The 22,459-nt window shown below is 60.5% G+C and carries 21 protein-coding genes; 7 read left to right on the top strand and 14 right to left on the bottom strand.

The genetic code is table 11. From position 1 onward, the window contains the following. Positions 1 to 502, top strand: a 502-nt coding sequence (locus SOP95_RS26190) for a hypothetical protein (protein WP_323608811.1), incomplete at its 5' end; no start/stop codon positions are given. Positions 503 to 767: 265 nt separating this feature from the next. Here the strand turns inward: SOP95_RS26190 and emhR are convergent. Next, the gene (emhR, locus tag SOP95_RS26185; RefSeq protein WP_274073446.1) at positions 768 to 1,400 is read right to left on the bottom strand and encodes an efflux system transcriptional repressor EmhR; all 633 of its coding nucleotides are present in this window, start codon (positions 1,398 to 1,400) and stop codon (positions 768 to 770) included. Positions 1,401 to 1,668: 268 nt separating this feature from the next. Between emhR and SOP95_RS26180 the strand changes: the two genes are divergently transcribed. From SOP95_RS26180 to SOP95_RS26165, 4 genes are all read left to right on the top strand, one after another. Continuing rightward, positions 1,669 to 2,826 (top strand): efflux RND transporter periplasmic adaptor subunit, encoded by a 1,158-nt coding sequence (locus SOP95_RS26180; protein ID WP_323608810.1) that lies wholly within the window; start codon positions 1,669 to 1,671, stop codon positions 2,824 to 2,826. Positions 2,827 to 2,829: 3 nt separating this feature from the next. Next, complete coding sequence (gene emhB / locus SOP95_RS26175) at positions 2,830 to 5,994, top strand: efflux RND transporter permease subunit EmhB (protein ID WP_323608809.1); 3,165 nt, start codon at positions 2,830 to 2,832, stop codon at positions 5,992 to 5,994. Continuing rightward, positions 5,991 to 7,451, top strand: coding sequence for an efflux RND transporter outer membrane subunit EmhC (gene emhC, locus SOP95_RS26170; RefSeq protein WP_323608808.1), 1,461 nt, complete (start codon positions 5,991 to 5,993; stop codon positions 7,449 to 7,451). Before emhB ends, emhC begins: the two co-directional genes overlap by 4 nt. Before the next feature lie 418 nt (positions 7,452 to 7,869). Beyond that, complete coding sequence (locus SOP95_RS26165) at positions 7,870 to 9,126, top strand: OprD family porin (protein ID WP_323608806.1); 1,257 nt, start codon at positions 7,870 to 7,872, stop codon at positions 9,124 to 9,126. 137 nt (positions 9,127 to 9,263) lie between these two features. On the opposite strand, the gene pcaC is transcribed toward SOP95_RS26165, so the two are convergent. From pcaC to pcaR, 9 genes are all read right to left on the bottom strand, one after another. After that, positions 9,264 to 9,656: a 4-carboxymuconolactone decarboxylase gene (gene pcaC, locus SOP95_RS26160; RefSeq protein ID WP_323608805.1), complete on the bottom strand. Its 393-nt coding sequence runs from the start codon at positions 9,654 to 9,656 to the stop codon at positions 9,264 to 9,266. A gap of 11 nt (positions 9,657 to 9,667) precedes the next feature. Then, on the bottom strand, positions 9,668 to 10,474 hold the full coding sequence (gene pcaD, locus SOP95_RS26155) for a 3-oxoadipate enol-lactonase (protein WP_323608804.1): 807 nt from the start codon (positions 10,472 to 10,474) through the stop codon (positions 9,668 to 9,670). An 11-nt stretch (positions 10,475 to 10,485) separates the two neighbouring features. Continuing rightward, the gene (locus SOP95_RS26150) at positions 10,486 to 11,850 is read right to left on the bottom strand and encodes a 3-carboxy-cis,cis-muconate cycloisomerase (protein WP_323608802.1); all 1,365 of its coding nucleotides are present in this window, start codon (positions 11,848 to 11,850) and stop codon (positions 10,486 to 10,488) included. 45 nt (positions 11,851 to 11,895) lie between these two features. Beyond that, positions 11,896 to 13,200 carry an MFS family transporter gene (locus SOP95_RS26145; RefSeq protein WP_323608801.1) on the bottom strand — a complete coding sequence of 435 codons (1,305 nt, stop codon included), beginning with the start codon at positions 13,198 to 13,200 and terminating at the stop codon, positions 11,896 to 11,898. A gap of 194 nt (positions 13,201 to 13,394) precedes the next feature. Next, the gene (gene pcaG / locus SOP95_RS26140; protein ID WP_323608799.1) at positions 13,395 to 13,961 is read right to left on the bottom strand and encodes a protocatechuate 3,4-dioxygenase subunit alpha; all 567 of its coding nucleotides are present in this window, start codon (positions 13,959 to 13,961) and stop codon (positions 13,395 to 13,397) included. 1 nt (position 13,962) lies between these two features. Then, positions 13,963 to 14,667: a protocatechuate 3,4-dioxygenase subunit beta gene (gene pcaH / locus SOP95_RS26135; protein WP_274073436.1), complete on the bottom strand. Its 705-nt coding sequence runs from the start codon at positions 14,665 to 14,667 to the stop codon at positions 13,963 to 13,965. Between the two features lie 37 nt (positions 14,668 to 14,704). Further along, a complete protein-coding gene (gene pcaF, locus SOP95_RS26130) occupies positions 14,705 to 15,910 on the bottom strand; it encodes a 3-oxoadipyl-CoA thiolase (protein WP_323608798.1) in 1,206 nt (401 codons plus the stop codon). Positions 15,911 to 16,138: 228 nt separating this feature from the next. Beyond that, positions 16,139 to 17,485 (bottom strand): MFS transporter, encoded by a 1,347-nt coding sequence (locus SOP95_RS26125; RefSeq protein WP_274073434.1) that lies wholly within the window; start codon positions 17,483 to 17,485, stop codon positions 16,139 to 16,141. A gap of 284 nt (positions 17,486 to 17,769) precedes the next feature. Further along, positions 17,770 to 18,612 (bottom strand): pca regulon transcriptional regulator PcaR, encoded by an 843-nt coding sequence (gene pcaR / locus SOP95_RS26120; RefSeq protein ID WP_274073433.1) that lies wholly within the window; start codon positions 18,610 to 18,612, stop codon positions 17,770 to 17,772. Positions 18,613 to 19,253: 641 nt separating this feature from the next. Here pcaR and SOP95_RS26115 point away from each other — a divergent pair. Next, on the top strand, positions 19,254 to 19,454 hold the full coding sequence (locus tag SOP95_RS26115) for a hypothetical protein (protein WP_008056863.1): 201 nt from the start codon (positions 19,254 to 19,256) through the stop codon (positions 19,452 to 19,454). A gap of 43 nt (positions 19,455 to 19,497) precedes the next feature. Here the strand turns inward: SOP95_RS26115 and SOP95_RS26110 are convergent, their stop codons facing one another. Then, positions 19,498 to 19,773, bottom strand: a complete 276-nt coding sequence (locus tag SOP95_RS26110; RefSeq protein WP_323608796.1) for a hypothetical protein — start codon at positions 19,771 to 19,773, stop codon at positions 19,498 to 19,500. Between the two features lie 59 nt (positions 19,774 to 19,832). Here SOP95_RS26110 and SOP95_RS26105 point away from each other — a divergent pair, with 59 nt between their 5' ends. Continuing rightward, complete coding sequence (locus SOP95_RS26105; RefSeq protein ID WP_274073432.1) at positions 19,833 to 21,308, top strand: inorganic phosphate transporter; 1,476 nt, start codon at positions 19,833 to 19,835, stop codon at positions 21,306 to 21,308. Between the two features lie 259 nt (positions 21,309 to 21,567). Here SOP95_RS26105 and ccoM read toward each other — a convergent pair whose 3' ends face one another. The 3 genes from ccoM to SOP95_RS26090 form a co-directional block, all read right to left on the bottom strand. After that, complete coding sequence (ccoM, locus tag SOP95_RS26100; protein ID WP_323608795.1) at positions 21,568 to 21,684, bottom strand: cytochrome c oxidase subunit CcoM; 117 nt, start codon at positions 21,682 to 21,684, stop codon at positions 21,568 to 21,570. Positions 21,685 to 21,828: 144 nt separating this feature from the next. Continuing rightward, entirely contained in the window at positions 21,829 to 21,990 is a 162-nt protein-coding gene (locus SOP95_RS26095) for a hypothetical protein (RefSeq protein ID WP_008016476.1), read from the bottom strand. Positions 21,991 to 22,061: 71 nt separating this feature from the next. Next, positions 22,062 to 22,403, bottom strand: coding sequence for an aspartate-semialdehyde dehydrogenase (locus SOP95_RS26090; protein ID WP_274073431.1), 342 nt, complete (start codon positions 22,401 to 22,403; stop codon positions 22,062 to 22,064). Positions 22,404 to 22,459: the final 56 nt, after the last annotated feature.

The raw sequence follows: 22,459 nt of genomic DNA, 5'->3' as shown, positions 1-22,459 counted from the left end.
AGATAACGCCATAGACAAACAGAAAACCGTGGAGGAATTCGACGAATTCATCCGCGAAGGTAAGCGTGACGAGGAACAGGCCTGGCGCTCCATCAGTAACGTTCAGTCTCCCAACAGCGTTATCTTCTACATCTTCAATGCCACCGCAAAAACGTTCAGCCTCACCACATCAAGCTGGGATAACGGCATTCACCCCAACGAGAAATATGACCTTGAACCCTGGGACTACTTGTCATTCATACTGCGCAGTGAGCCACCTAGAATAGGTACCAGAAAATTTCGTGAAATCAAAGTCAATCATGACTTCTCTTATGAAAGTGGCAAACTTGCATTCCAATTCACGACATCGCTGAGTGTGAGCCTTTCCACTACTGGACTCACTCCCCACCTTAAACATACTGTTCGATCTATTGGTAAGGAAAAATTGAAGTGCACCTCCAGCATCACCAGAAGAATACCAAAGAGCCCTTATAGCTACATCGTCGTGATCAGGGTGGGTTAACAGCACCTGAACAGAACACGCAAGCGCTTGATAGCAGGCGCTTGCCCTGTACTTCGTTGACGCAGTTCCCGCTTTCCATCGATCAGCCTGCGAATCAAGCTCCCTCCCGGCGACAACACAAATTTCCTACAAAATACGTAGTTCATTGACTGTGAACCGGTCGAGCATCCGTATATAAAAGCACCCCATACCGCAAGTCGCGTGAAGAAAGGTTCATCTGGCGCTGCATCGATTGACACGGCTGCAGTCAATTACGCATCTTGCTTCATTTGCGCAAGCTGGGGCTGAAGCGCAACAGGTCCAGCCCGGTATCGACCCAACGCTCAGCCTCGCTGTGCAATTGAAAGCTGTCGGGGGCCAGCAGCCACTGGTACAGGATGCCATCGATGTAGGCATGCAGGCTGATGGCCGCGCGAGCCGTGTCGAGGTTTTCCGGCAGTTGCCCGCGATTCACGGCGTTACTCAGGGCCAGGCCGATCCGTACATTGCAGTCCAGGCTGGCCGCCACACGCTGCTGGCGCAAGTCGCACATTTCATCGGTGAACTCGCACTTATGAAACAGAATTTCGTTGATGCGTCGGGTTTTCGGGTCCAGTGCAATTTGATGAAACAAATGAATCAACAGCTTGCGCATGCAGCCCAGGGGGTCGGGTTCGTCCGGGCTTTCGCTGGCCTTGGCCATTTCATCCAGAGGCTCATGCAGGGTGTCGAGCATGGCCTGTACCAGGTCCGCCTTGTTGCTGAAATGCCAGTAGATCGCCCCGCGGGTGACGCCGGCCAGGGTCGCGATGTCCGCCAGGGTCGTTCGCGCCACACCCCGCTCGAAAAAGGCTTTCTCGGCCGCTTCGAGTATCTGGCTGCGGGTTTCTTGGGCTTCCTCTTTGGTACGACGGACCATGGCAGTACAACCTCAATCAGGATGCTTCAGCGATGTCTGGATATCAGCTGAATAAAAGCGGGGCGAGAGCTCTTGGGTATCGTCCCCGGGCTTACGATTTGAACCTTTCCAGGACGTTTGTAACGACCTGGATACACGGCCAGGGCCTTTACAAACAGCCGTGAATGTAAGTATATTCCTTAGCATGCTACTTATCCACCCGGACCCCACTTTTTAACCTTCCATCTTTTCTTGTGCGTTTTTTTTCGCGCCTGACCCGAGGATTTTCATGCAATTCAAGCCAGCTGTTACCGCTCTGGTCGCCGCCGTCGCCCTGGCATCGCTGCTCAGCGGATGCAAAAAGGAAGAAGCTCCACCGGCCGCACCACCGCCTCAGGTCGGCGTCGTTACCCTGCAAGCGCAAACGTTTACGCTCACCTCGGAATTGCCGGGGCGCACCAGCGCGTTCCGCATTGCCGAGGTTCGTCCACAGGTCAACGGCATCATTCTCAAGCGCCTGTTCAAGGAAGGCAGTGACGTCAAGGCCGGCCAGCATCTCTATCAGATCGATCCATCGGTCTATGAGGCGACCCTGAAAAGCGCCGAAGCCAACCTGCGTTCGACCAAGTCGATTTCCGATCGCTACCAGCAACTGGTCAACGAACAGGCCGTAAGCCGCCAGGAATACGACACGGCCGTGGCCAACCGCCTGCAATCGGAAGCTTCGTTGCAATCGGCACAGATCAACGTGCGCTACACCAAGGTTTACGCGCCGCTGACCGGCCGCATCGGTCGTTCCACGGTGACCGAGGGCGCGCTGGTCAGCAACGCGCAGACCGAAGCGATGGCGGTGATCCAGCAACTTGACCCGATCTACGTCGATGTGACGCAATCCTCGGTCGAACTGCTGCAACTTCGGCGCGAACTGGAAAGCGGTCGCCTGCAGAAGGCCGGTGACAACGCCGCCAAGGTCAAGCTGACCCTCGAGGACGGCAGCGAGTACAAACTGGACGGTAAACTGGAGTTCTCCGAAGTCTCGGTCGACCAGACCACCGGTTCCGTGACCCTGCGTGCCGTGTTCCCGAACCCTGATCACACCCTGCTGCCGGGGATGTTCGTGCACGCACAGTTGCAGGCTGGTGTGAACAGCGCGGCGATCCTGGCCCCGCAACAAGGCGTGACCCGCGACCTCAAGGGCAGTCCGACCGCACTGGTCGTCGGCCCTGACAACAAGGTTGAACTGCGTCAGCTCAAGGCCAGCCGCACCGTCGGTAACCAATGGTTGATCGAAGACGGCCTGAAAGCCGGCGATCGCCTGATCACCGAAGGCCTGCAATTCGTCAAGCCAGGCATCGAAGTCAAGGCCACTGACGCCACTAACGTAGGCGCCAAGAACCCGGCCCCCGCCAAGCCAGCTGAGCAGGCTGCCAGCGGCAAAGGGGAGTAACTCATGTCCAGATTTTTCATCGACCGTCCGATTTTCGCCTGGGTAATAGCCCTGGTGATCATGCTGGTCGGGGCACTATCGATCCTCAAGCTGCCGATCAACCAGTACCCGAGCATTGCACCGCCGGCCATCGCCATTTCCGTGACCTACCCGGGCGCTTCCGCGCAAACCGTGCAGGACACCGTGGTCCAGGTGATCGAGCAACAGCTCAACGGTATCGACAACCTGCGTTATGTGTCTTCGGAAAGTAACTCCGACGGCACCATGACCATTACCGCGACCTTCGAGCAAGGCACCAACTCCGATACCGCGCAGGTCCAGGTCCAGAACAAGCTGAACCTGGCCACCCCGCTGTTGCCGCAGGAAGTGCAGCAACAAGGTATCCGCGTGACCAAGGCAGTGAAGAACTTCCTGCTGGTAATCGGCGTGGTGTCCCGTGACGGCAGCATGACCAAGGACGACCTGTCCAACTACATCGTGTCGAACATGCAGGACCCGATCTCGCGGACCGCCGGCGTCGGCGACTTCCAGGTGTTCGGTTCGCAGTACGCCATGCGTATCTGGCTCGACCCGGCCAAGTTGAACAACTTCAATCTGACCCCGGTCGACGTCAAGACCGCCATCGCCGCGCAGAACGTCCAGGTGTCCTCCGGCCAGCTCGGCGGCCTGCCCGCCCTGCCCGGCACCCAGTTGAACGCGACGATCATCGGCAAGACGCGCCTGCAGACCGCCGAGCAATTCAACAAGATCCTGCTCAAGGTCAACAAGGACGGTTCCCAGGTTCGCCTGAAAGATGTCGCCGAAGTCGGCCTGGGTGGCGAGAACTACAGCATCAACGCCCAGTTCAACGGCGCCCCGGCGTCCGGTCTGGCCGTGAAGCTGGCCACTGGTGCCAACGCCCTGGATACCGCCAAGGCCCTGCGCACGACCATCGACAGCCTCAAGCCGTTCTTCCCTGAAGGGATGGAAGTGGTGTTCCCGTACGACACCACGCCGGTGGTGACCGAATCGATCAAGGGCGTGGTACACACCCTGGTCGAAGCGGTTGCGCTGGTGTTCCTGGTGATGTTCCTGTTCCTGCAGAACTTCCGTGCCACCATCATCACCACGATGACGGTTCCGGTGGTATTGCTCGGGACATTCGGCATCCTCGCGGCGGCCGGTTTCAGCATCAACACCCTGACCATGTTCGGCATGGTGCTGGCCATCGGCTTGCTGGTGGACGACGCCATCGTCGTGGTGGAAAACGTCGAACGGGTGATGAGCGAAGAAGGCCTGTCGCCCAAGGAAGCGACCAAGAAGTCCATGGGGCAGATCCAGGGAGCATTGGTCGGTATCGCCCTGGTGCTCTCGGCGGTATTGCTGCCGATGGCGTTCTTCAGCGGTTCCACCGGTGTGATCTACAAGCAGTTCTCGATCACCATCGTCTCGGCCATGGCCCTGTCGGTACTGGTTGCCCTGATCTTCACCCCGGCGCTCTGCGCCACCATGCTCAAGCCGATTTCGAAAGGCGAGCATCACACCCCGAAACGCGGCTTCTTCGGCTGGTTCAACCGCAACTTCGACCGTGGTGTCAGTAGCTACGAGCGTGGCGTGGGCAACATGCTCACGCACAAGGCGCCGTACCTGCTGGCCTACCTGATCATCGTCGTCGGCATGATCTGGCTGTTCACCCGCATTCCAACGGCGTTCCTGCCGGAAGAGGACCAGGGCGTACTGTTCGCCCAGGTACAGACCCCAGCCGGTTCGACCGCCCAGCGCACCCAGGTGGTCGTGGACGAAATGCGTGAATTCCTGCTGCGTCCGGGCAAGGATGGCGGTGAAGGCGATGCGGTTAACTCGGTGTTTACCGTGACCGGCTTCAACTTCGCCGGCCGCGGCCAGAGCTCGGGCATGGCGTTCATCATGCTGCGCCCATGGGAAGATCGAAACGCTGACAACAGCGTGTTCAAGGTCGCGGCCCGTGCCCAACAGCACTTCTTCACCTTCCGTGACGCCATGGTGTTTGCCTTCGCCCCGCCTGCGGTACTGGAATTGGGTAACGCCACCGGTTTCGACGTGTTCCTGCAGGACCGCGCCGGTATCGGTCACGACAAGCTGATGGAAGCGCGTAACCAGTTCCTCGGCATGGCGGCGCAAAGCAAGATCCTGACCCAGGTGCGTCCTAACGGCCTGAACGACGAACCGCAATTCCAACTGGAAATCGACGACGAGAAGGCCAGTGCCCTGGGCATTACCATCGCCGACATCAACAACACCCTGTCGATCGCCCTGGGCAGTAGCTACGTCAACGACTTCATCGACCGTGGTCGGGTGAAGAAGGTTTACGTGCAAGGCCAGCCGGGTTCACGCATGAGCCCCGAAGACCTGAACAAGTGGTACGTGCGCAACAGCGTCGGCACCATGGTTCCGTTCTCGGCGTTCGCCAAGGGTGAGTGGATCTACGGATCGCCGAAACTGGCCCGCTACAACGGCGTAGAGGCGATGGAAATTCTCGGCGCCCCGGCTCCGGGTTATTCAACCGGTGAAGCCATGGCCGAAGTCGAAGCCCTTGCCGCCAAACTGCCGAAGGGTGTCGGTATTTCCTGGACCGGCCTGTCCTACGAGGAACGGCTGTCCGGCTCGCAAGCGCCGGCGCTGTACGCCCTGTCGCTGCTGATGGTGTTCCTGTGCCTGGCGGCGCTGTATGAGAGCTGGTCGATTCCGATCGCGGTGATGCTGGTCGTTCCGCTGGGGATCATCGGTGCGCTGATGGCCACCAGCCTGCGTGGTTTGTCCAACGACGTGTACTTCCAGGTGGGCCTGTTGACGACCATCGGCCTGGCGGCGAAAAACGCCATCCTGATCGTCGAATTCGCCAAGGAACTGCACGAACAAGGGCGCAGCCTGCGTGAGGCGGCCATCGAAGCCTGCCGCATGCGTCTGCGACCGATCATCATGACCTCCCTCGCCTTCGTGCTCGGTGTGGTACCCCTGGCGATCTCCACGGGCGCAGGTTCCGGTAGCCAGCATGCCATCGGCACCGGCGTGATTGGCGGTATGATCACGGCAACCGTTCTGGCGATCTTCTGGGTCCCACTGTTCTTCGTCACCGTGTCGGCCATGGGTCAGCGTAAAAACGTCGACCGGGAAGACGCTACTGAAACTCCTAAAGAGGCTGGCCAATGAGCAAGTCGCTACTCTCCCTGGCAGTCGCCGCCTTCGTGCTAAGTGGCTGCTCGCTGATACCTGACTATCAGCGGCCGGACGCTCCGGTGGCAGGTCAATACCCGCAGGGCCCGGCATACTCGCCGGCCCAGGCACCGACGCAGGCCGCTGCCGAGCAGGGCTGGAGGCAGTTTTTCCATGACCCGGCGCTGCAGCAGCTGATTCAGGTATCCCTGGAAAACAACCGCGACCTGCGGGTCGCGGCCCTGAACATCGATGCCTTTGCGGCTCAATACCGCATCTCGCGCGCCGATCTGTTCCCGGCGGTTTCGGCCAACGGTAGCGGCAGCCGTCAGCGCCTGCCGGCTGACGCTTCGCAGACCGGTGAAGCGGGCATCAGCAGTTCCTACTCGGCCACGGTCGGCATCAGTGCCTACGAGCTCGACATGTTCGGGCGGATTCGCAGCCTGAACGAAGAAGCGCTGCAGCAGTACTTCGCCACCGAAGAAGGCCGCCGCAGCACGCAGATCAGCCTGGTGGCCAGTGTGGCCAACGCCTACCTGACCTGGCAGGCCGACAAGGAACTGCTCAAGCTGACCCAGGACACCCTCGCCGCGTTCGAGGAGAGCTACAAGCTCACCGCCCGCAGCAACGAAGTGGGGGTCGCTTCGGCCCTGGACCTGGCGCAGTCGCGCACCTCGGTGGAAAACGCCCGGGCGCAACTGGCCAAGTACACCCGCCAGGTCGCCCAGGATGAAAACAGCCTGGTATTGCTGCTCGGCACCGGCATCCCGGCCAACCTGCAGGCGGCCAAACCGCTGGCGGACGATCTGTTGGCCGAAGTACCGCCCGGCCTGCCGTCGGACCTGCTGCAGCGTCGTCCGGACATCCTGCAAGCCGAGTACAACCTCAAGGCCGCCAACGCCAACATTGGCGCGGCGCGGGCGGCGTTTTTCCCGAGCATCAGCCTGACGGCCAACGCCGGCACCCTGAGCCCGGACCTGTCCGGCCTGTTCAAGGGTGGCTCGGGCACCTGGCTGTTCCAGCCGCAGATCAACCTGCCGATCTTCAACGCCGGCAGCCTGCGCGCCAGCCTGGATTACTCGAAAATCCAGAAAGACATTGGCGTGGCGAACTACGAGAAGTCCATCCAGACGGCCTTCCAGGAAGTCGCCGATGGCCTGGCCGCGCGCCAGACCTACGTGCAGCAGTTGCAGGCACAGCAGGACTTCGTCAATGCCAACCAGGACTACTACCGCCTGGCCGAGCGTCGTTACCGCATCGGTGTCGACAGCAACCTGACCTTCCTCGATGCCCAGCGTCAGCTGTTCAGTGCCCAACAGGCACTGATCACCGACCGCCTGGCGCAGCTGGTCAGCCAGGTCAACCTGTACAAGGCCCTGGGTGGTGGCTGGAACGAACAGACGGCGAAGAACGAGCCGTTGAAGGAAGAAGCGCCGAAGTTGAAGTTGTTCTGATGGTGCTGTGAAAAAACATGAAGCCCACCTTTTGGTGGGCTTTTTGTTGGGGGTTTGTATGTCATGGCCCCATCGCCAGCAGGCTGGCTCCCACATTCGACCGCTTTCCTTCGGCGAAACTCGGTTCCCTGTAGGAGCTGGCTTGCCAGCGATGAGGCCCGCAAGAACAACACAAATCTCACCGCCAATCTTACGTTCGATAATCGCCCAAAACCTGCTTTCACAGATTGAACCACCTAGTACATTCACATCACCATTCGATCCACAAAACCAATAACAACAGGTTCGATACGATGCCCCCGCGCCCTACCCTCTCCGGCTGATCCGCCCCGCTTGTCCCGATCTCGCATGCACGTCTGCAACCCCAGGTTGCGGCATCACCCTGTTTCATCCCCAAGAATTAGAGAGACCCGAGCCCATGCCTTCTCCCGCGCATTACTTCGTTCCCAGCCTGATCGCCGTCGCCCTGGCGAGCGCAGCCCTGCCCGCCCAGGCCGAAGAGTCGGGGTTTGTCGAAGGAGCCAAGGTCAACCTGAACCTGCGCAACTTCTACATCAACCGCAACTTCACCAACCCGACCAAGACCCAGGGCAAGGCCGAAGAGTGGACACAAAGCTTCATTCTTGACGCCAAGTCCGGGTATACCCAGGGAATCGTCGGCTTCGGCATGGATGTGCTGGGCCTGTACTCGGTGAAACTCGATGGCGGCAAAGGCACCGGTGGCACGCAGTTGCTGCCGCTGGACAGTGACGGCCGCCCGGCCGACAACTTCGGGCGCACCAACGTGGCGTTCAAGGCCAAGCTGTCGCAGACCGAAGCGAAGGTGGGCGAATGGATGCCGGTGCTGCCGATCCTGCGTTCGGACGACGGCCGCTCGCTGCCGCAGACCTTCCGTGGCGGTCAGATCACCTCGAAGGAATTCGACGGCCTGACGCTGTACGGCGGCCAGTTCCGCCAGAACAGCCCGCGCGACGACAGCAGCATGAGCGACATGTCGATGACCGGCAAAGCCGCATTCACCTCCGACCGCTTCAACTTCCAGGGCGGCGAGTACCTGTTCAACGACAAACGCACCCAGATCGCTGTGTGGAACGCCGAACTCAAGGACATCTACAGCCAGCAATTCATCAACCTGACCCACAGCCAACCGCTCGGCGCCTGGACCCTGGGTGCCAATCTCGGCTTCTTCTACGGCAAGGATGACGGCAGCGCCCGGGCCGGCGAGTTGGACAACAAGACGATGTACGGGCTGCTATCGGCCAAGTACGGTGGCAACACCTTTTACGTCGGCCTGCAGAAACTCACCGGCGACAGCCCGTGGATGCGCGTCAACGGCACCAGCGGCGGAACCCTGGCCAACGACAGCTACAACTCCAGCTACGACAACGCCCGGGAAAAATCCTGGCAGGTGCGCCACGACTACAACTTCGTCGCCCTTGGCGTGCCGGGGTTGACCCTGATGAACCGCTACATCAGCGGCGACAACGTGCACACGGGGACGATCACCGATGGCAAGGAATGGGGGCGTGAAAGTGAACTGGGCTACACCGTGCAAAGCGGTGCGCTGAAAGACCTGAACGTGAAATGGCGCAACTCGACCATGCGTCGCGACTACAGCAACAATGAGTTCGATGAAAACCGCGTGATCGTCAGCTATCCGATCAGCCTGTTGTAAACACAAAACAAATGTGGGAGCGGGCTTGCTCGCGAAAGCGGACGGTCAGCCAGCAATGATGTCGACTGAAACACCGCATTCGCGAGCAAGCCCGCTCCCACACTAGATCTTCGGTATCTTCAAGACCTGCGACACATTTAATCCCGCGATTCAGTCCCCAACTCATCCCACACCGACTCGGCCAGGTGGAACGTCGCGTTGGCGGCGGGAATGCCGCAGTAGATCGCGCTCTGCATGATCACTTCCTTGATCTCGCCACGGCTCACGCCGTTGTTGGCGGCGGCGCGCAGGTGCAGTTTGAGTTCACCCTCGCGGTTCATGCCGATCAGCATGGCGATGGTGATCAGGCTGCGGGTGTGACGCGGCAGGCCCGGACGGGTCCAGATGTCACCCCAGGCGTGGCGGGTGATCATTTCCTGGAACTCCGAGTTGAACTCGGTCAGGGTGGTCAGGCTGCGGTCGACATGGGCGTCGCCCAGTACCGCGCGACGGACATTCATGCCCTCGTCGTAACGTTGCTTCTCGTCCACAACAATCCCCTTCAATGAGCCAACAAGAACGCCAGTACCCGCTCGCTGAACGCAGCGCCGGCCTGGACGTTGGACAAGTGCGCGGCGTAGAACTCGGCGTACTCGGCGCCCTGCACGTGCTCCTGGATGAAGTGTCCACCGGAGGGCGGCGTCACTGCATCTTCAGTCCCGGCAACCACCAACAGCGGTGCCTTGATCGAAGACAATTGATCGCGGAAGTCGGCATCACGCACCGCTGCGCAGTTGGCCGCGTAACCTTCAGGCGAAGTGGCCGCCAGCATGTCGGTGATCTGCTTGGCCGCGGCCGGGTTGGCCGCTGAGAAGTCCGGGGTGAACCAGCGCGCAATCGACGCATCGCGCAGGGCGACCATCGCCGCCTGGCCATCGCGCAGCACGGTTTCGATGCGTGGGTTCCACACCGACGGATCGCCGATTTTCGCCGCGGTGTTACACACCACCAGCTTGTTCAGGCGTTCGCCGGCATTGATGCCCAGCCACTGGCCGATCAGCCCGCCCATGGACAGTCCACAGAAATGCGCGCGCTCGATGTGCAGCGCATCCAGCAGCGCCAGTACGTCGCGGCCCAGTTGCTCGATGCTGTACAGTCCCGGCGTCACCAAGGACTTGCCATGGCCGCGGGTGTCGAAACGCAGCACGCGAAAATGCTCGCTGAACGCGGCAATTTGCGCGTCCCACATGTGCAGGTCAGTACCCAGCGAGTTGGACAGCACCAGCACCGGCGCATCGACCGGTCCGTCGAGTTGCGGCCCTTGAATTTGGTAGTGCAGTTCGCCATCGGCGAGTTGTACGAAAGCCACAGCAGTCTCCTTCACGCAGTCAATGCAGAATGTTCAGCCACCGCTCGCTCGACCCAGGTACGGGCCTGACCGAGGTAGTGGGCGGGGTCCAGCAGATGATCGAGTTCAGCCGCCGACAGCTCGGCGGTCACTTGCGGTTCGTCGCCGAGTACCGCGCGCAGATGACGTTGCTCGGCCACGGCACGTTTGCAGCATTGCTCCAACAGGTGATGCGCAGTGTCGCGGCCAACCCGTTGCGCAAGGACGATGCTCACCGCTTCGGCGAGCACCAGGCCCTGGGTCAGGTCGAGGTTGCGCGCCATGCGGGCGGCGTCCACTTCCAGCCCACCGGTGACCAGCAGTGCTTGCTTGAGGCTGCCGGACACCAGGCAGCAGATCTCCGGCAGGGTTTCCCATTCGGCGTGCCAAAGGCCCAGGCTGCGCTCGTGCTCTTGCGGCATGGCGCTGAACAGGGTCGACAGCAGGCCCGGAACGCGAGTTGCCGCACCAATCAACACCGCCGCACCGACAGGATTGCGTTTATGCGGCATAGTCGAGGACCCGCCCTTGCCCGGTGCCGAAGGCTCGAACACCTCAGCGGCTTCGGTCTGCATCAACAGGCTGATGTCGCGACCGAGTTTGCCCAGGCTGCCGGCGATCAAGCCGAGTACCGAGCCGAACTCCACCAGGCGATCGCGCTGGGTGTGCCAGGGCTGGTCGGGCAGCGTCAGTTGCAGCTCTTCGGCCAACGCCTGGGCAACCGGCATCGCCTGATCACCCAAGGCCGCGAGGGTCCCGGAAGCGCCACCAAATTGCAGCACCAGCAGACGGGGCTTGAGTTCCAGCAGACGCTGGCGACTGCGGGTAACTGCTCCCAGCCAACCGGCGATTTTCATGCCGAGGGTGACGGGTGTCGCGTGCTGCAACCAGGTACGCCCGGCCAGTGGCGTGGCCACATAACGCTGGGCCTGGGTAGCGAGAGTCTGGCCCAGTTGCGCCAGATCGCTGTCGATCAATTCCAGCGCCCGGCGCAATTGCAGCACCAGGCCGCTGTCCATCACATCCTGACTGGTAGCGCCCAGATGCACGTAGCGCTCGGCTTCGGCATCGCTCGCCGCGATCTGTTTGCCCAGCGCCTTGACCAACGGAATCGCAGAATTACCTGCCGTGGCAATCGCCTCGCCCAGGGCCGCAAAATCGTAATGCCCGGCCTGGCAGGCCGCTTCGATCGGCGCCACCGCCGTGTGCGGAATCAGGCCAACCCGCGCTTCGGCACGGGCCAGGGCCGCTTCGAAATCGAGCATGGCCTGGACCCGGCCCTGATCGCAGAACACTTCACGCATGTCGCGGGCAGTGAAATAGGCATCGAACAATTGATTGCCCGGTCGCTCGTTCATAAACAATCCCTGCAGGCGCGGGCCGCTCGGGCCCGCGGGTATGGATCAAAGGTCGTGATGCAGATACTTGGCTTGCTTGGGCAGGCGCAGGCTGAACAGGAACGCGATTGCCATCATCACCGTCACGTACCAGTAGAAGGAGTTTTCCATCCCGACCGCTTTAAGGCTCAAGGCAACATACTCCGCCGAACCGCCGAAGATCGCATTCGCCACCGCGTACGCCAGGCCGACGCCCAGTGCGCGCACTTCGGGCGGGAACATTTCGGCTTTTACCAGGCCGCTGATCGAGGTGTAGAAACTGACGATCGCCAGTGCCACGGTAATCAGCACAAAGGCCAGGAACGGACTGCTGACGCTTTTCAGGCTCAGCAGGATCGGCACGGTGCACAAAGTACCCAAGGCGCCGAACCACAGCATCGAGTTACGTCGGCCGATCTTGTCGGCGAGCATGCCGAAGAACGGCTGCATGCACATATAAAGGAACAGTGCGCCGGTCATGATGTAACTGGCGGTCTTGGCGTGCATGCCGGCGGTGTTCACCAGGTATTTCTGCATGTACGTGGTGAAGGTGTAGAAAATCAGCGAGCCACCGGCGGTGTAACCGAGCACCGTGATGAACGCGGCTTTATGGTCGCGGAACAGCGCGCGGATGCTGCCGGCGTCCTTGTTTTCGCGCATTTCCTTGCTGGTGGTTTCTTTCAGCGAACGGCGCAGATAAAGCGAAACCAGCGCCGCCATCGCACCGACCACGAACGGAATCCGCCAGCCGTAGGCACGCAATTCATCCTCACTGAGGAACTGCTGCAGGACCACCACCAGCGACACCGCCAGCAACTGCCCGCCGATCAGCGTGACGTACTGGAACGAGGCGAAAAAACCGCGCTGGCCCTTGAGGGCGACTTCGCTCATGTAGGTGGCGGTGGTGCCATATTCGCCACCCACCGACAGGCCCTGGAGCAAGCGCGCGAACAACAGCATGATCGGCGCCCAGACACCGATGTCCTTGTAGGTCGGCAGGCAGGCGATGAGCAGCGAGCCGAAGCACATCATCAGAATCGATATCAGCATCGAATTCTTGCGCCCGTGCTTGTCCGCGACCCGGCCGAAGATCCAGCCGCCAATCGGGCGCATCAGGAACCCGGCGGCAAATACGCCCGCGGTGTTGACCAACTGCACGGTGGGGTTGTCGGAGGGAAAAAAGGCAGGCGCGAAGTAGATCGCACAGAAGGCATAGACATAGAAGTCGAACCATTCGACGAGGTTGCCGGACGAAGCGCCGACAATGGCGAAGATCCGCTTGTTGCGTTCTTCGCCGGTGTACAGAGGTTCTGTAGCGGTGATCGATGTCATTGTTTTTTACTCAATGGGGACTGTGAGAGTCTAGACATACTTTGCAACAGTCCCGTTCCACAAATGCATCAACCCCCTGTAGGAGCTGGCTTGCCAGCGATGGACGCAAGAGCGACACGGTAAACCAATGGATACGCGTCATCGTTAACGACCATCGCTGGCAAGCCAGCTCCTACAGGGGATGCGGTGTTCACTTAATAATCGAAGAACACCGTCTCGGCGTCGGTGCCCTGCAGAACAACGTTCCACTGGTACACACCCGACGCATCCTGCTTCGCCAGCAAGGTGCCGCGACGTTCTGCCGGCACGCATTCGAGCAACGGATCGGCGACGTTAGCCGGCTCGCCATCGAAGTAGATCCGCGTCAGCAAGTGCTTCACCAGGCCACGGGCAAACACCAGCACCACCAGATGCGGTGCCTGGGTCGTGCCCTTGAGGCCTTCGACCGTACCCGGCTTGATGGTGGTGAACCGGAAACGCCCTTCGGCATCCACCGGCACCCGGCCAAAGCCCTCGAAGTTCGGGTCCAGGGGTTTGTCCTGGTCGTCTTCGGGGTGGTCGTATTTGCCGGCGGCGTTGGCCTGCCAGACTTCCAGCATCGCGTCGTTGACGACATCGCCGTTGCCATCGACCACCTGCCCGGTGATCGCCACGCGCTCGCCCAGGGTTTGCTCGACGGTCAGGTCTTCGCGGTTCAGCCAGGTCAGTCCGATGTGGTAGTACGGCCCGACGGTGTGGGACGTGGTCGCATTCAGCGTCATCTTATTTCTCCATCGGCGTGGCGTCGCGGCCGCGCAAGACGATGTCCCAGCGATAACCGAGGGCATAGGAAGGGATGGTTTTTTCCAGATCGAACGAGGCGATCAAACGCTCTTTGGCGCGGGTATCGGGCACGCAGTTGTAGATCGGGTCGTACGCCAGCAGCGGGTCGCCCGGGAAATACATCTGGGTGACCAGGCGCGTCAGGATGCTCGGTCCGAACAGCGAGAAATGGATGTGCGCCGGGCGCCAGGCGTTGTGGTGGTTACCCCACGGATACGCGCCGGGCTTGATGGTCTGGAACTGGTACCAGCCATCGGCGTCGGTCACGGTGCGGCCGGTGCCGGTGAAGTTCGGGTCCAACGGCGCGTCGTGCAGGTCACGGGCATGGTTGTAGCGACCGGCGGCGTTGGCCTGCCAGATCTCCACCAGGATCCCCGGCACCGGCAGGCCGTTCTCATCCAGCACACGGCCGTGAATGATGATGCGTTCGCCCTGTGGTTCGCCTTCATGCTGGGCGGTCAGGTCGTTATCCTTCTCATTGACGCGCTCGGCACCAATGGTCGGACCGGTGATTTCCGACAACGAATGCGGCAAAAACACCAATGGCTTGGACGGCGAGCGCAGGTTGGTGGATTGGTAGGTCGGATGCAGGTACTCAGGCTGAGTGCCTTCCTGCGGGCGACGGTAACCAGGCTTGTCAGTCATGAAGCATTCCTCGATTTCTTGTTAGTGGCAGAGCGCGTCAGACGCGCTCGATCGCCAGGGCCAGACCCTGGCCGACACCGACGCACATGGTCGCCAGGCCTTTCCTGCCACCGGTTTTTTCCAACTGATGCAATGCGGTCAGTACCAGGCGCGCACCGCTCATGCCCAGCGGATGGCCCAAGGCAATGGCGCCACCGTTCGGGTTGACCTGGGCCGCGTCGTCGGCGATTCCCAGTTCACGCAGTACCGCCAGGCCCTGGCTGGCGAAGGCTTCGTTGAGTTCGATCACGTCGAAATCGCTGACGGCCACACCCAGGCGTTCAATCAGTTTACGCACGGCGGGCACCGGACCGATGCCCATCACCCGTGGCGCAACACCGGCGCTGGCCATGCCCAGCACTTTGGCGCGGGCGGTCAGGCCGTGTTTTTTCACCGCTTCGGCCGAAGCCAGGATCAAGGCGGCGGCACCGTCGTTGACGCCCGAAGCGTTGCCGGCGGTGACGGTTTTGTCCGGGCCGTTGACCGGCTTGAGTTTGGTCAGGGCTTCGAGGGTGGTGTCGGCGCGCGGATGTTCGTCCTGGCTGACCACGATTTCACCCTTCTTGTGGGCAATGCGTACTTCGACGATTTCTTCGGCGAAGAAGCCCGCGGCTTGCGCGGCGGCGGTGCGTTGCTGGCTGCGCAAGGCGAACGCGTCCTGATCGGCGCGGGACACCTGGTAATCGTCGGCGACGTTGTCGGCGGTTTGCGGCATCGCATCCACACCGTACTGGGCTTTCATCAACGGGTTGATGAAGCGCCAGCCGATGGTGGTGTCTTCCAGCTTCATGTTGCGCGAGAACGCGGCATCAGCCTTGCCCATCACGAATGGCGCGCGGGACATCGACTCGACGCCACCGGCAATCGCCAGCTCCATTTCGCCACTGGCGATGGCGCGGAACGCGGTGCCGATGGCGTCCATGCCCGAAGCGCACAGGCGATTGAGGGTCACGCCCGGAATGGTTTCCGGCAGCCCCGCCAGCAGCAGCGCCATACGCGCCACGTTGCGGTTGTCCTCACCGGCCTGGTTGGCGCAGCCGAGGAACACTTCGTCCACCGCCGTCCAGTCCACCGAAGGGTTGCGCTCCATCAGCGCCTTGATCGGCACCGCGGCCAGGTCGTCGGCGCGAACTGCCGACAGGCCGCCGCCGAAACGGCCGATGGGGGTGCGAATCGCGTCGCAGATATAAACTTCACGCATCATGCTTCTCCGGGCTTCGAGATCACGCAGAGCGAGCTCCCGTTTGTTATTTCGACGTAGTAAAAAAGGCGCCGATGCGCAGCGCCGCAATGGTTAAAGATTAAGCCCATGGCACAGGCCAAACAATTCGATAATCGACTGAGTGTTCGTTTATCGAACACATTGTTGTCTGGCTATCGTTTTGTCGCCTGCAAAAGATCGCAGCCTGCGGCAGCTCCTACAAAGGCATGATCAGGTGGCATCTGCATGACTGACCAACCCCTTGATCAGCACCGCCGCCGTTGCCAATGCCGCCGGAATCACCAATGCCGTCAGCACCTGCTCGAAATTCCAGCCCAGCCCCAGCAGCGTCGCGCCCATCCATGCACCGAGGATCGCGCCGAAGCGGCCAATCCCGAGCATCCACGAAACCCCGGTGGCTCGCCCTTGAGTCGGATAAAACCGCGCGGCCAGCGACGGCATCGCCGATTGCGCGCCGTTGACACACATACCGGCCACCAGCACCAGGGTCGCCAGGATTGTGATGTTGCCCAGGCTCTGCCCTACCGCGTAGGCAAATACCCCGGCCAGCAGGTAGAAAATGCCGATGACCTTGTGCGGATTGAAGCGGTCCATCGCCCATCCTACGCCCACCGCGCTCAACACCCCGCCGAACTGGAACAACGCGCCGATGAACGCGGCCTGCTCCATGCTCGCGCCACTGTCACGCATCAGCGTCGGCAGCCAACTGGTCAGCAGGTAGACGATCACCAGGCCCATGAAGTAGGTCAGCCACAACAGCAAGGTGCCGACGCTGTAGGTGCCGGAGAAGATCACCGCAAACACGTTGCGCGCCTTCACGGTTTTCTGTTCCGGCACGCTGAAGCTCGAGGCCTGGCCCACCACCGTCGGGTCGATGGGTGCCAGGGTCTTGCGTACCTTGTCGGTGCCGCGATTACGCACCACGAGGAAACGCGCCGACTCCGGCAGCCAGACCAGCAATACGACAGCGAGGATCAACGGCAGGATCCCGCCGATCAGCAGCAGACTGTGCCAGCCGAAGGCCGGAATCAGCTTCGCCGAAATGAATCCACCCCCGGCCATGCCCAGGTTGAAGCCGCAGAACATGCTGGTCACCAGCAGGGACTTCTTGCGCTCCGGGGTGTATTCCGACAGCAGCGTGGTTGCGTTCGGCATGCCCGCGCCCAAGCCGAGACCGGTCAGGAAACGCAACACCAGCAACTGGTCGACGTTGGTACTGTAGGCCGAAGCCAGGCTGAAGGCACCGAACAGCAGCACCGCCCCGACCAGAACGACCTTGCGCCCAAAGCGGTCAGCCAGCGGACCGGAACCCAGTGCGCCGAAGACCATGCCGATCAGCGCCGCACTCATCACCGGGCCGAGGCTGGCCCGGTCGATGCCCCAATCCTGGGACAGCGCGGGCGCGATGAAGCCCATGGCCGCGGTATCGAGGCCATCGAGGAAGACAATCAGGAAACACAGGATCACCACGCGCCACTGATAACGCGAAATGGGTTGGGCATTGATGAAGGACTGCACGTCGAGGCAGTTACCTACAGCAGACTGGGGCTGGTTCATTATTTTTTTCCACGCAAAACGCAGTCGAACAGGTGCCAGCCTTTAACAGGGCTGTCACGGTAAAGGGGGTGTCAGGATCAGGCGATCGGGTTCCGGCACAAAAACCGGGGAGAACGGCGACAGTCGGGGAATGTGCGCATGGGGTGCCTCTTCTCATTATTATGGGGTCGTCGTCCGGTGCCGGATCGAGATCGACAGCGCCGGATGACGCTGCCGCGACATTAATGAGCCAAGGGAAAGAGCGTCAATTCGCCAGACGCGAGTCTGTGCGATTATCGAACAGCTTAGGTAAACAGCTGGGTGCTGAGGTCGCGGCTGGCACTCAAAAGGCCCGGCAGGAAACGTTGTTCAAGCTCGCTGCGGCTGACCCGCCCGGCGTGGGTACTGACGTTGAGCGCCGCGACCACCTGGCCGGAAGCGTCGTACACCGGCACCGCGATCGAACGCAGCCCCTGCTCCAGTTCCTGGTCGACGATGCACCACCCTTGTTGTCGCACCTCCTGCAGGCATTCGAGCAATGCCTCGGGGGTATGGAGGGTTCGACTGGTCTTGGCTTGCAGGTCGGCGTGGTCGAGATACTCGTGCAATGACGTGTCATCGAGGGCGGCGAGCAGGATCCTGCCCATCGACGTGCAATAGGCCGGCAAGCGCCCACCCACCGACAGGTCGACCGATATCAGGCGTTGGGTGGTTGCCGAGCGGGCGATGTACAAGATGTCATCGCCTTCAAGCGTGGCCATGTTGCAGGCCTCGTGGAGTTGCTCGCTCATGCGGTCCAGGTACGGCTGTGCAGAAACCGCCAGCGGCGTCGAGGACACATAGGCGTGGCCCAAGGTCAGCACTTTGGGCAGCAGCGAATAGGTGCGGCCATCGGTGGTGGCGTAACCGAGCTTGATCAACGTATGCAGGCAACGGCGCACGGCGGCGCGGGGAATTTCCGTCCGGTGGCTGATCTGGGCAATGGTCAGGTGCCGCTTGCGCTCCTGGAACGCCTGCACCACGGCCAGTCCACGCGCCAGCGAGGTCATGAAGTCCGGGTCGCCGGTCAGGGCCTGGATCCGCTTGGCGGGGGAAGCAACGATCGGCGGTGCCACCGAAGCGAAGGAGTTGCGCAGTTGATCGTTCATACTAGGTCCTTTTCCCAGACGGATCGTCGATCCATTACAGGCGACTGGCTGTAGGGTACACAAGCCCGGGTCGACAAGATTGGGCGATTATCGAACCATCGATCGATAATCGCAATCCATGTTTTTTTGCGCGGGCGCATCTGCCGACTTCAAGGCGCAATGTAATGGTCTTAAGTTGTGCGACTTAATGGCGCCAAAAAGGCATCGCCGTACAATGGCATCATCCAGTGCCCAAGTTGCCACTAACGGGTTATGGGTAGAAAACAATCACACATCAAGATCCACTTTTAACTCTATCGTGATAGTGTTCTGTCAATCGCTCGCTATAATGTAATTCAGTAGCCAATCGGTTTTTTATTAGCCGATCCCGCTACCGGTGGCGCGATGTTCCATCGCCGCTCTCCTCAGCAAGCCCATGACGCCGACTGCATCCGCATGGCGCCAACGCGCTCGCTGAAACAGGAACTGATGCTACGTCAGCTATATATCTCTGGTGCCGTGGCCGCCTGCAACATGGAAGTAATGAGCACACTGTCGCAAAAATGATGCCTGTAAGGGCTTTTTGCTTTTGACGAGTGCGGTCAATACATCGAGTGCAGCGCGTTTCACCAGAATTCACCTCAACTCAATCAGGTAGCACCGTGACAAAAGACGAACTGCGCGCGGAACTTGAGCGCCAGGAACAACGTTACAAGGAAGTTTACGGCGGGGAAGTCACCACCTACGCCGCCCAGCCCGAACCGGAACGCAAACCATGGCGCAAACGCGCCACCGTTCAGGATCAGGTTTTCAAGCAGGAACTGGAAAAAATGGAAAAGGAACTGAAAGCCGAGGAGCCGTGACGTCCTGGGCTTTTAATACCTGCCGGGGTCTGCATTGCATCCGTTAAAAGCGGGATGTACTGATGTTGCCTTTTTGCGCCCGCCACGAGCGGGCAGCGGCCGCCTTGCCGACCTGATAAGGCTGAAGGCTCGTATCTGACACTATTTTCAGAAATTTCATACAAGCGCGCGCAAGGTCCCTCCAGGCGTGGCGAACCCCTGTGCCTGCGGGCTTTCCAAAGAAATTCAAGTACTTGCAAGACCCGCAAAAGCGCAGGAAATTCAGGCCCCAAAGCAAAATAATTCGTTGAAGAATGTTACCGATGAGCAGCAAGTGCATCGATTTCCAGTCTTTTCTGGCATAATCGCGCCCCCTTATGACCGGGTCAGAAAACCTTCATGATCGATTTATTCAGCGGACTGGATGCTTGGGTGCTTGTGAGCCTCCTGCTCGCCCTGACTTTTGTCCTCGCCTTCGAGTTCATCAACGGATTTCATGACACCGCTAACGCGGTAGCCACTGTTATCTACACCAAAGCCATGCCGCCTCATCTGGCGGTGTTCTTTTCCGGTGTGTTCAACTTCCTCGGCGTTTTGCTGGGCGGCGTTGGCGTGGCGTATGCCATTGTCCACCTGCTGCCGGTGGAGCTGCTGATCAATGTGAACACCGGTCACGGACTGGCCATGGTGTTCTCGTTGCTCGCCGCAGCCATCGCCTGGAACCTGGGCACCTGGTACTTCGGTATCCCTGCCTCCAGCTCCCATACGCTGATCGGTTCGATCCTCGGCGTAGGCCTGGCCAACGCCCTGATCAACGATATTGCGTTGGCCGATGGCGTGAACTGGCAGAAGGCGATTGATATCGGTATGTCGCTGGTGTTCTCGCCAATGGCAGGCTTCCTGATCGCTGCGCTGATTCTGATCGGTCTGAAATGGTGGCGCCCGCTGTCGAAGATGCACAAGACGCCTGAGCAGCGTCGCAAGATCGACGACAAGAAACACCCGCCATTCTGGAACCGCCTGGTGCTGGTGATCTCGGCCATGGCCGTGAGCTTCGTGCACGGTTCCAACGATGGTCAGAAAGGTATCGGCCTGATCATGCTGGTGCTGATCGGCATCGTGCCGGCGCAGTTCGTACTTGATCTGAACAGCACCACCTACCAGATCGAACGTACCCGCGACGCCACCTTGCACCTGAACCAGTTCTACCAGCGCAACGCCGAAACCCTGGGCGAATTCCTGGCCCTGGGCAAAAGCGTCGAAGGCGATCTGCCGGAGAAATTCCGCTGCAACCCGCAACAGACCGAACCGACCATCAATGCCCTGCTTGGCACCCTCAAGGGTGTAGCCGACTACCACTCGCTGCCGCCGGAAAGCCGCATCGAAGTGCGTCGCTACCTGCTCTGCCTGGACGACACGGCGAAGAAAGTCAGCAAACTGCCAACCTTGGCCCCGCGGGAAAAGGCTGACCTGGACAAGCTGCGCAAAGACCTGACCACGACCACTGAATACGCTCCGTTCTGGGTGATCCTGGCGGTCGCCCTGGCCCTGGGCCTGGGCACCATGGTCGGCTGGAAACGCGTGGTACTGACCATCGGCGAGAAGATCGGCAAGCAAGGCATGACCTATTCCCAGGGCATGTCGGCGCAGATCACCACCGCGAGCCTGATCGGCATGGCCAACATCTTCAGCCTGCCGGTGTCCACCACCCACGTCCTGTCCTCGGGCGTTGCCGGTACCATGGTCGCCAACAAAAGCGGCCTGCAAGGCGGCACCGTCAAGACCATCCTGCTGGCCTGGGTCCTGACCCTGCCAGCCACCGTGGCGCTGTCGGCCGGCTTGTTCTGGCTGGCGTCGAAGGCACTCGGCAGCTGACAGGCAACCGAACGAAAAAAGGCGCGCTCCGTGAGGACCGCGCCTTTTTTATTGCCGAATTTTAGCAACACCGCACATCACTGTAGGAGCGAGCTTGCTCGCGAAGGTGTGTCAGCTACGAAGGTGTCGACTGACACTCCATCGCGAGCAAGCTCGCTCCTACAGGGGATTGGTGCATGCCAGTAGATTGTTCAGGGCAAAAAAAAGGGCAACCGAAGTTGCCCAAAATGCCTTGCGTGCTCATTGCATCCAGAAAGACCTACGGCTCTTTGCGCTTGTGCGAGTCTTTCCAGATAAAAAATCCGAACCCTGCAAAAAATACAACCATGAGGCTGACGGTCAGCACTCCGGCGATCACCACGTTATCGAAAAACATGACGCGTCTCCTGCAGTTGCCCTGTTGCGATGGGGCCAAGGTAACCAATCGGGCAGGAGAAAATATTGACCGGGATCAATGTTGCCCAGGACCGGGCCTGGAAGGCGGGGGAAAACTGACCTGCATCAATCGATGCAGGAAGACTCAACGCTTTTTCGGTTTGTTCTTCGGCTTTTTCTTCGCCTTGCCCAATGGCATGGCCTGCTCGAACGCCTGGCGCACTTCGTTCAGGCGCTTGTCGTTAAGGTCATGGACACGCTTGGCGCGTTCGGCATTCAGGTCGATCAGCTTGTCGTCTTGGCTCATGGTGTCAGTGCATCGCTTGGCAGGAATGTGCCAATAATGCGGTCTGGCGACGGCGCTGACCAGTCACGGGCTCAAATCTCGATATCGACCCACAGGCCCTGACGAGGCTGGTCTTCCATCAACGGAGCCACCGGCACGGTGTTGTCGGCATTGAGTTCGTCACCCGGGATCGCCAGGTGCGCTTCGGGGTCCTCGTCGGCTTCACGGCGGCGGCGTTGCTGCTCCTGCTTGCGCCGCTGTTCTTCGCGCAGCAGCAGCGCGGCCTCTTCCGGATCGCGGTTTTGCAGGTCGATGGTGCTGTCGCTGGCGCTTTCCTGCACCGGCACGACGGGCGCGATGTCCGGGCGCGGGCGAACCGGGTCGTGCTGGGAAGTGATCGGCACGGCACTCAAGGGGAGCATCGGTGGCAGCATATTATCAGTCTCCTGTCAGCAGGCTGTCGGCCGCTGTGACGGCGACTTGAGCCATC

This window comes from Pseudomonas sp. YuFO8 (assembly GCF_035065025.1).
Taxonomy (GTDB): Bacteria; Pseudomonadota; Gammaproteobacteria; order Pseudomonadales; family Pseudomonadaceae; genus Aquipseudomonas; species Aquipseudomonas putida_AE.
The sequence above is the reverse complement of the archived record's forward strand: the minus strand, read 5'-3'. Positions and strand labels throughout refer to the sequence as shown.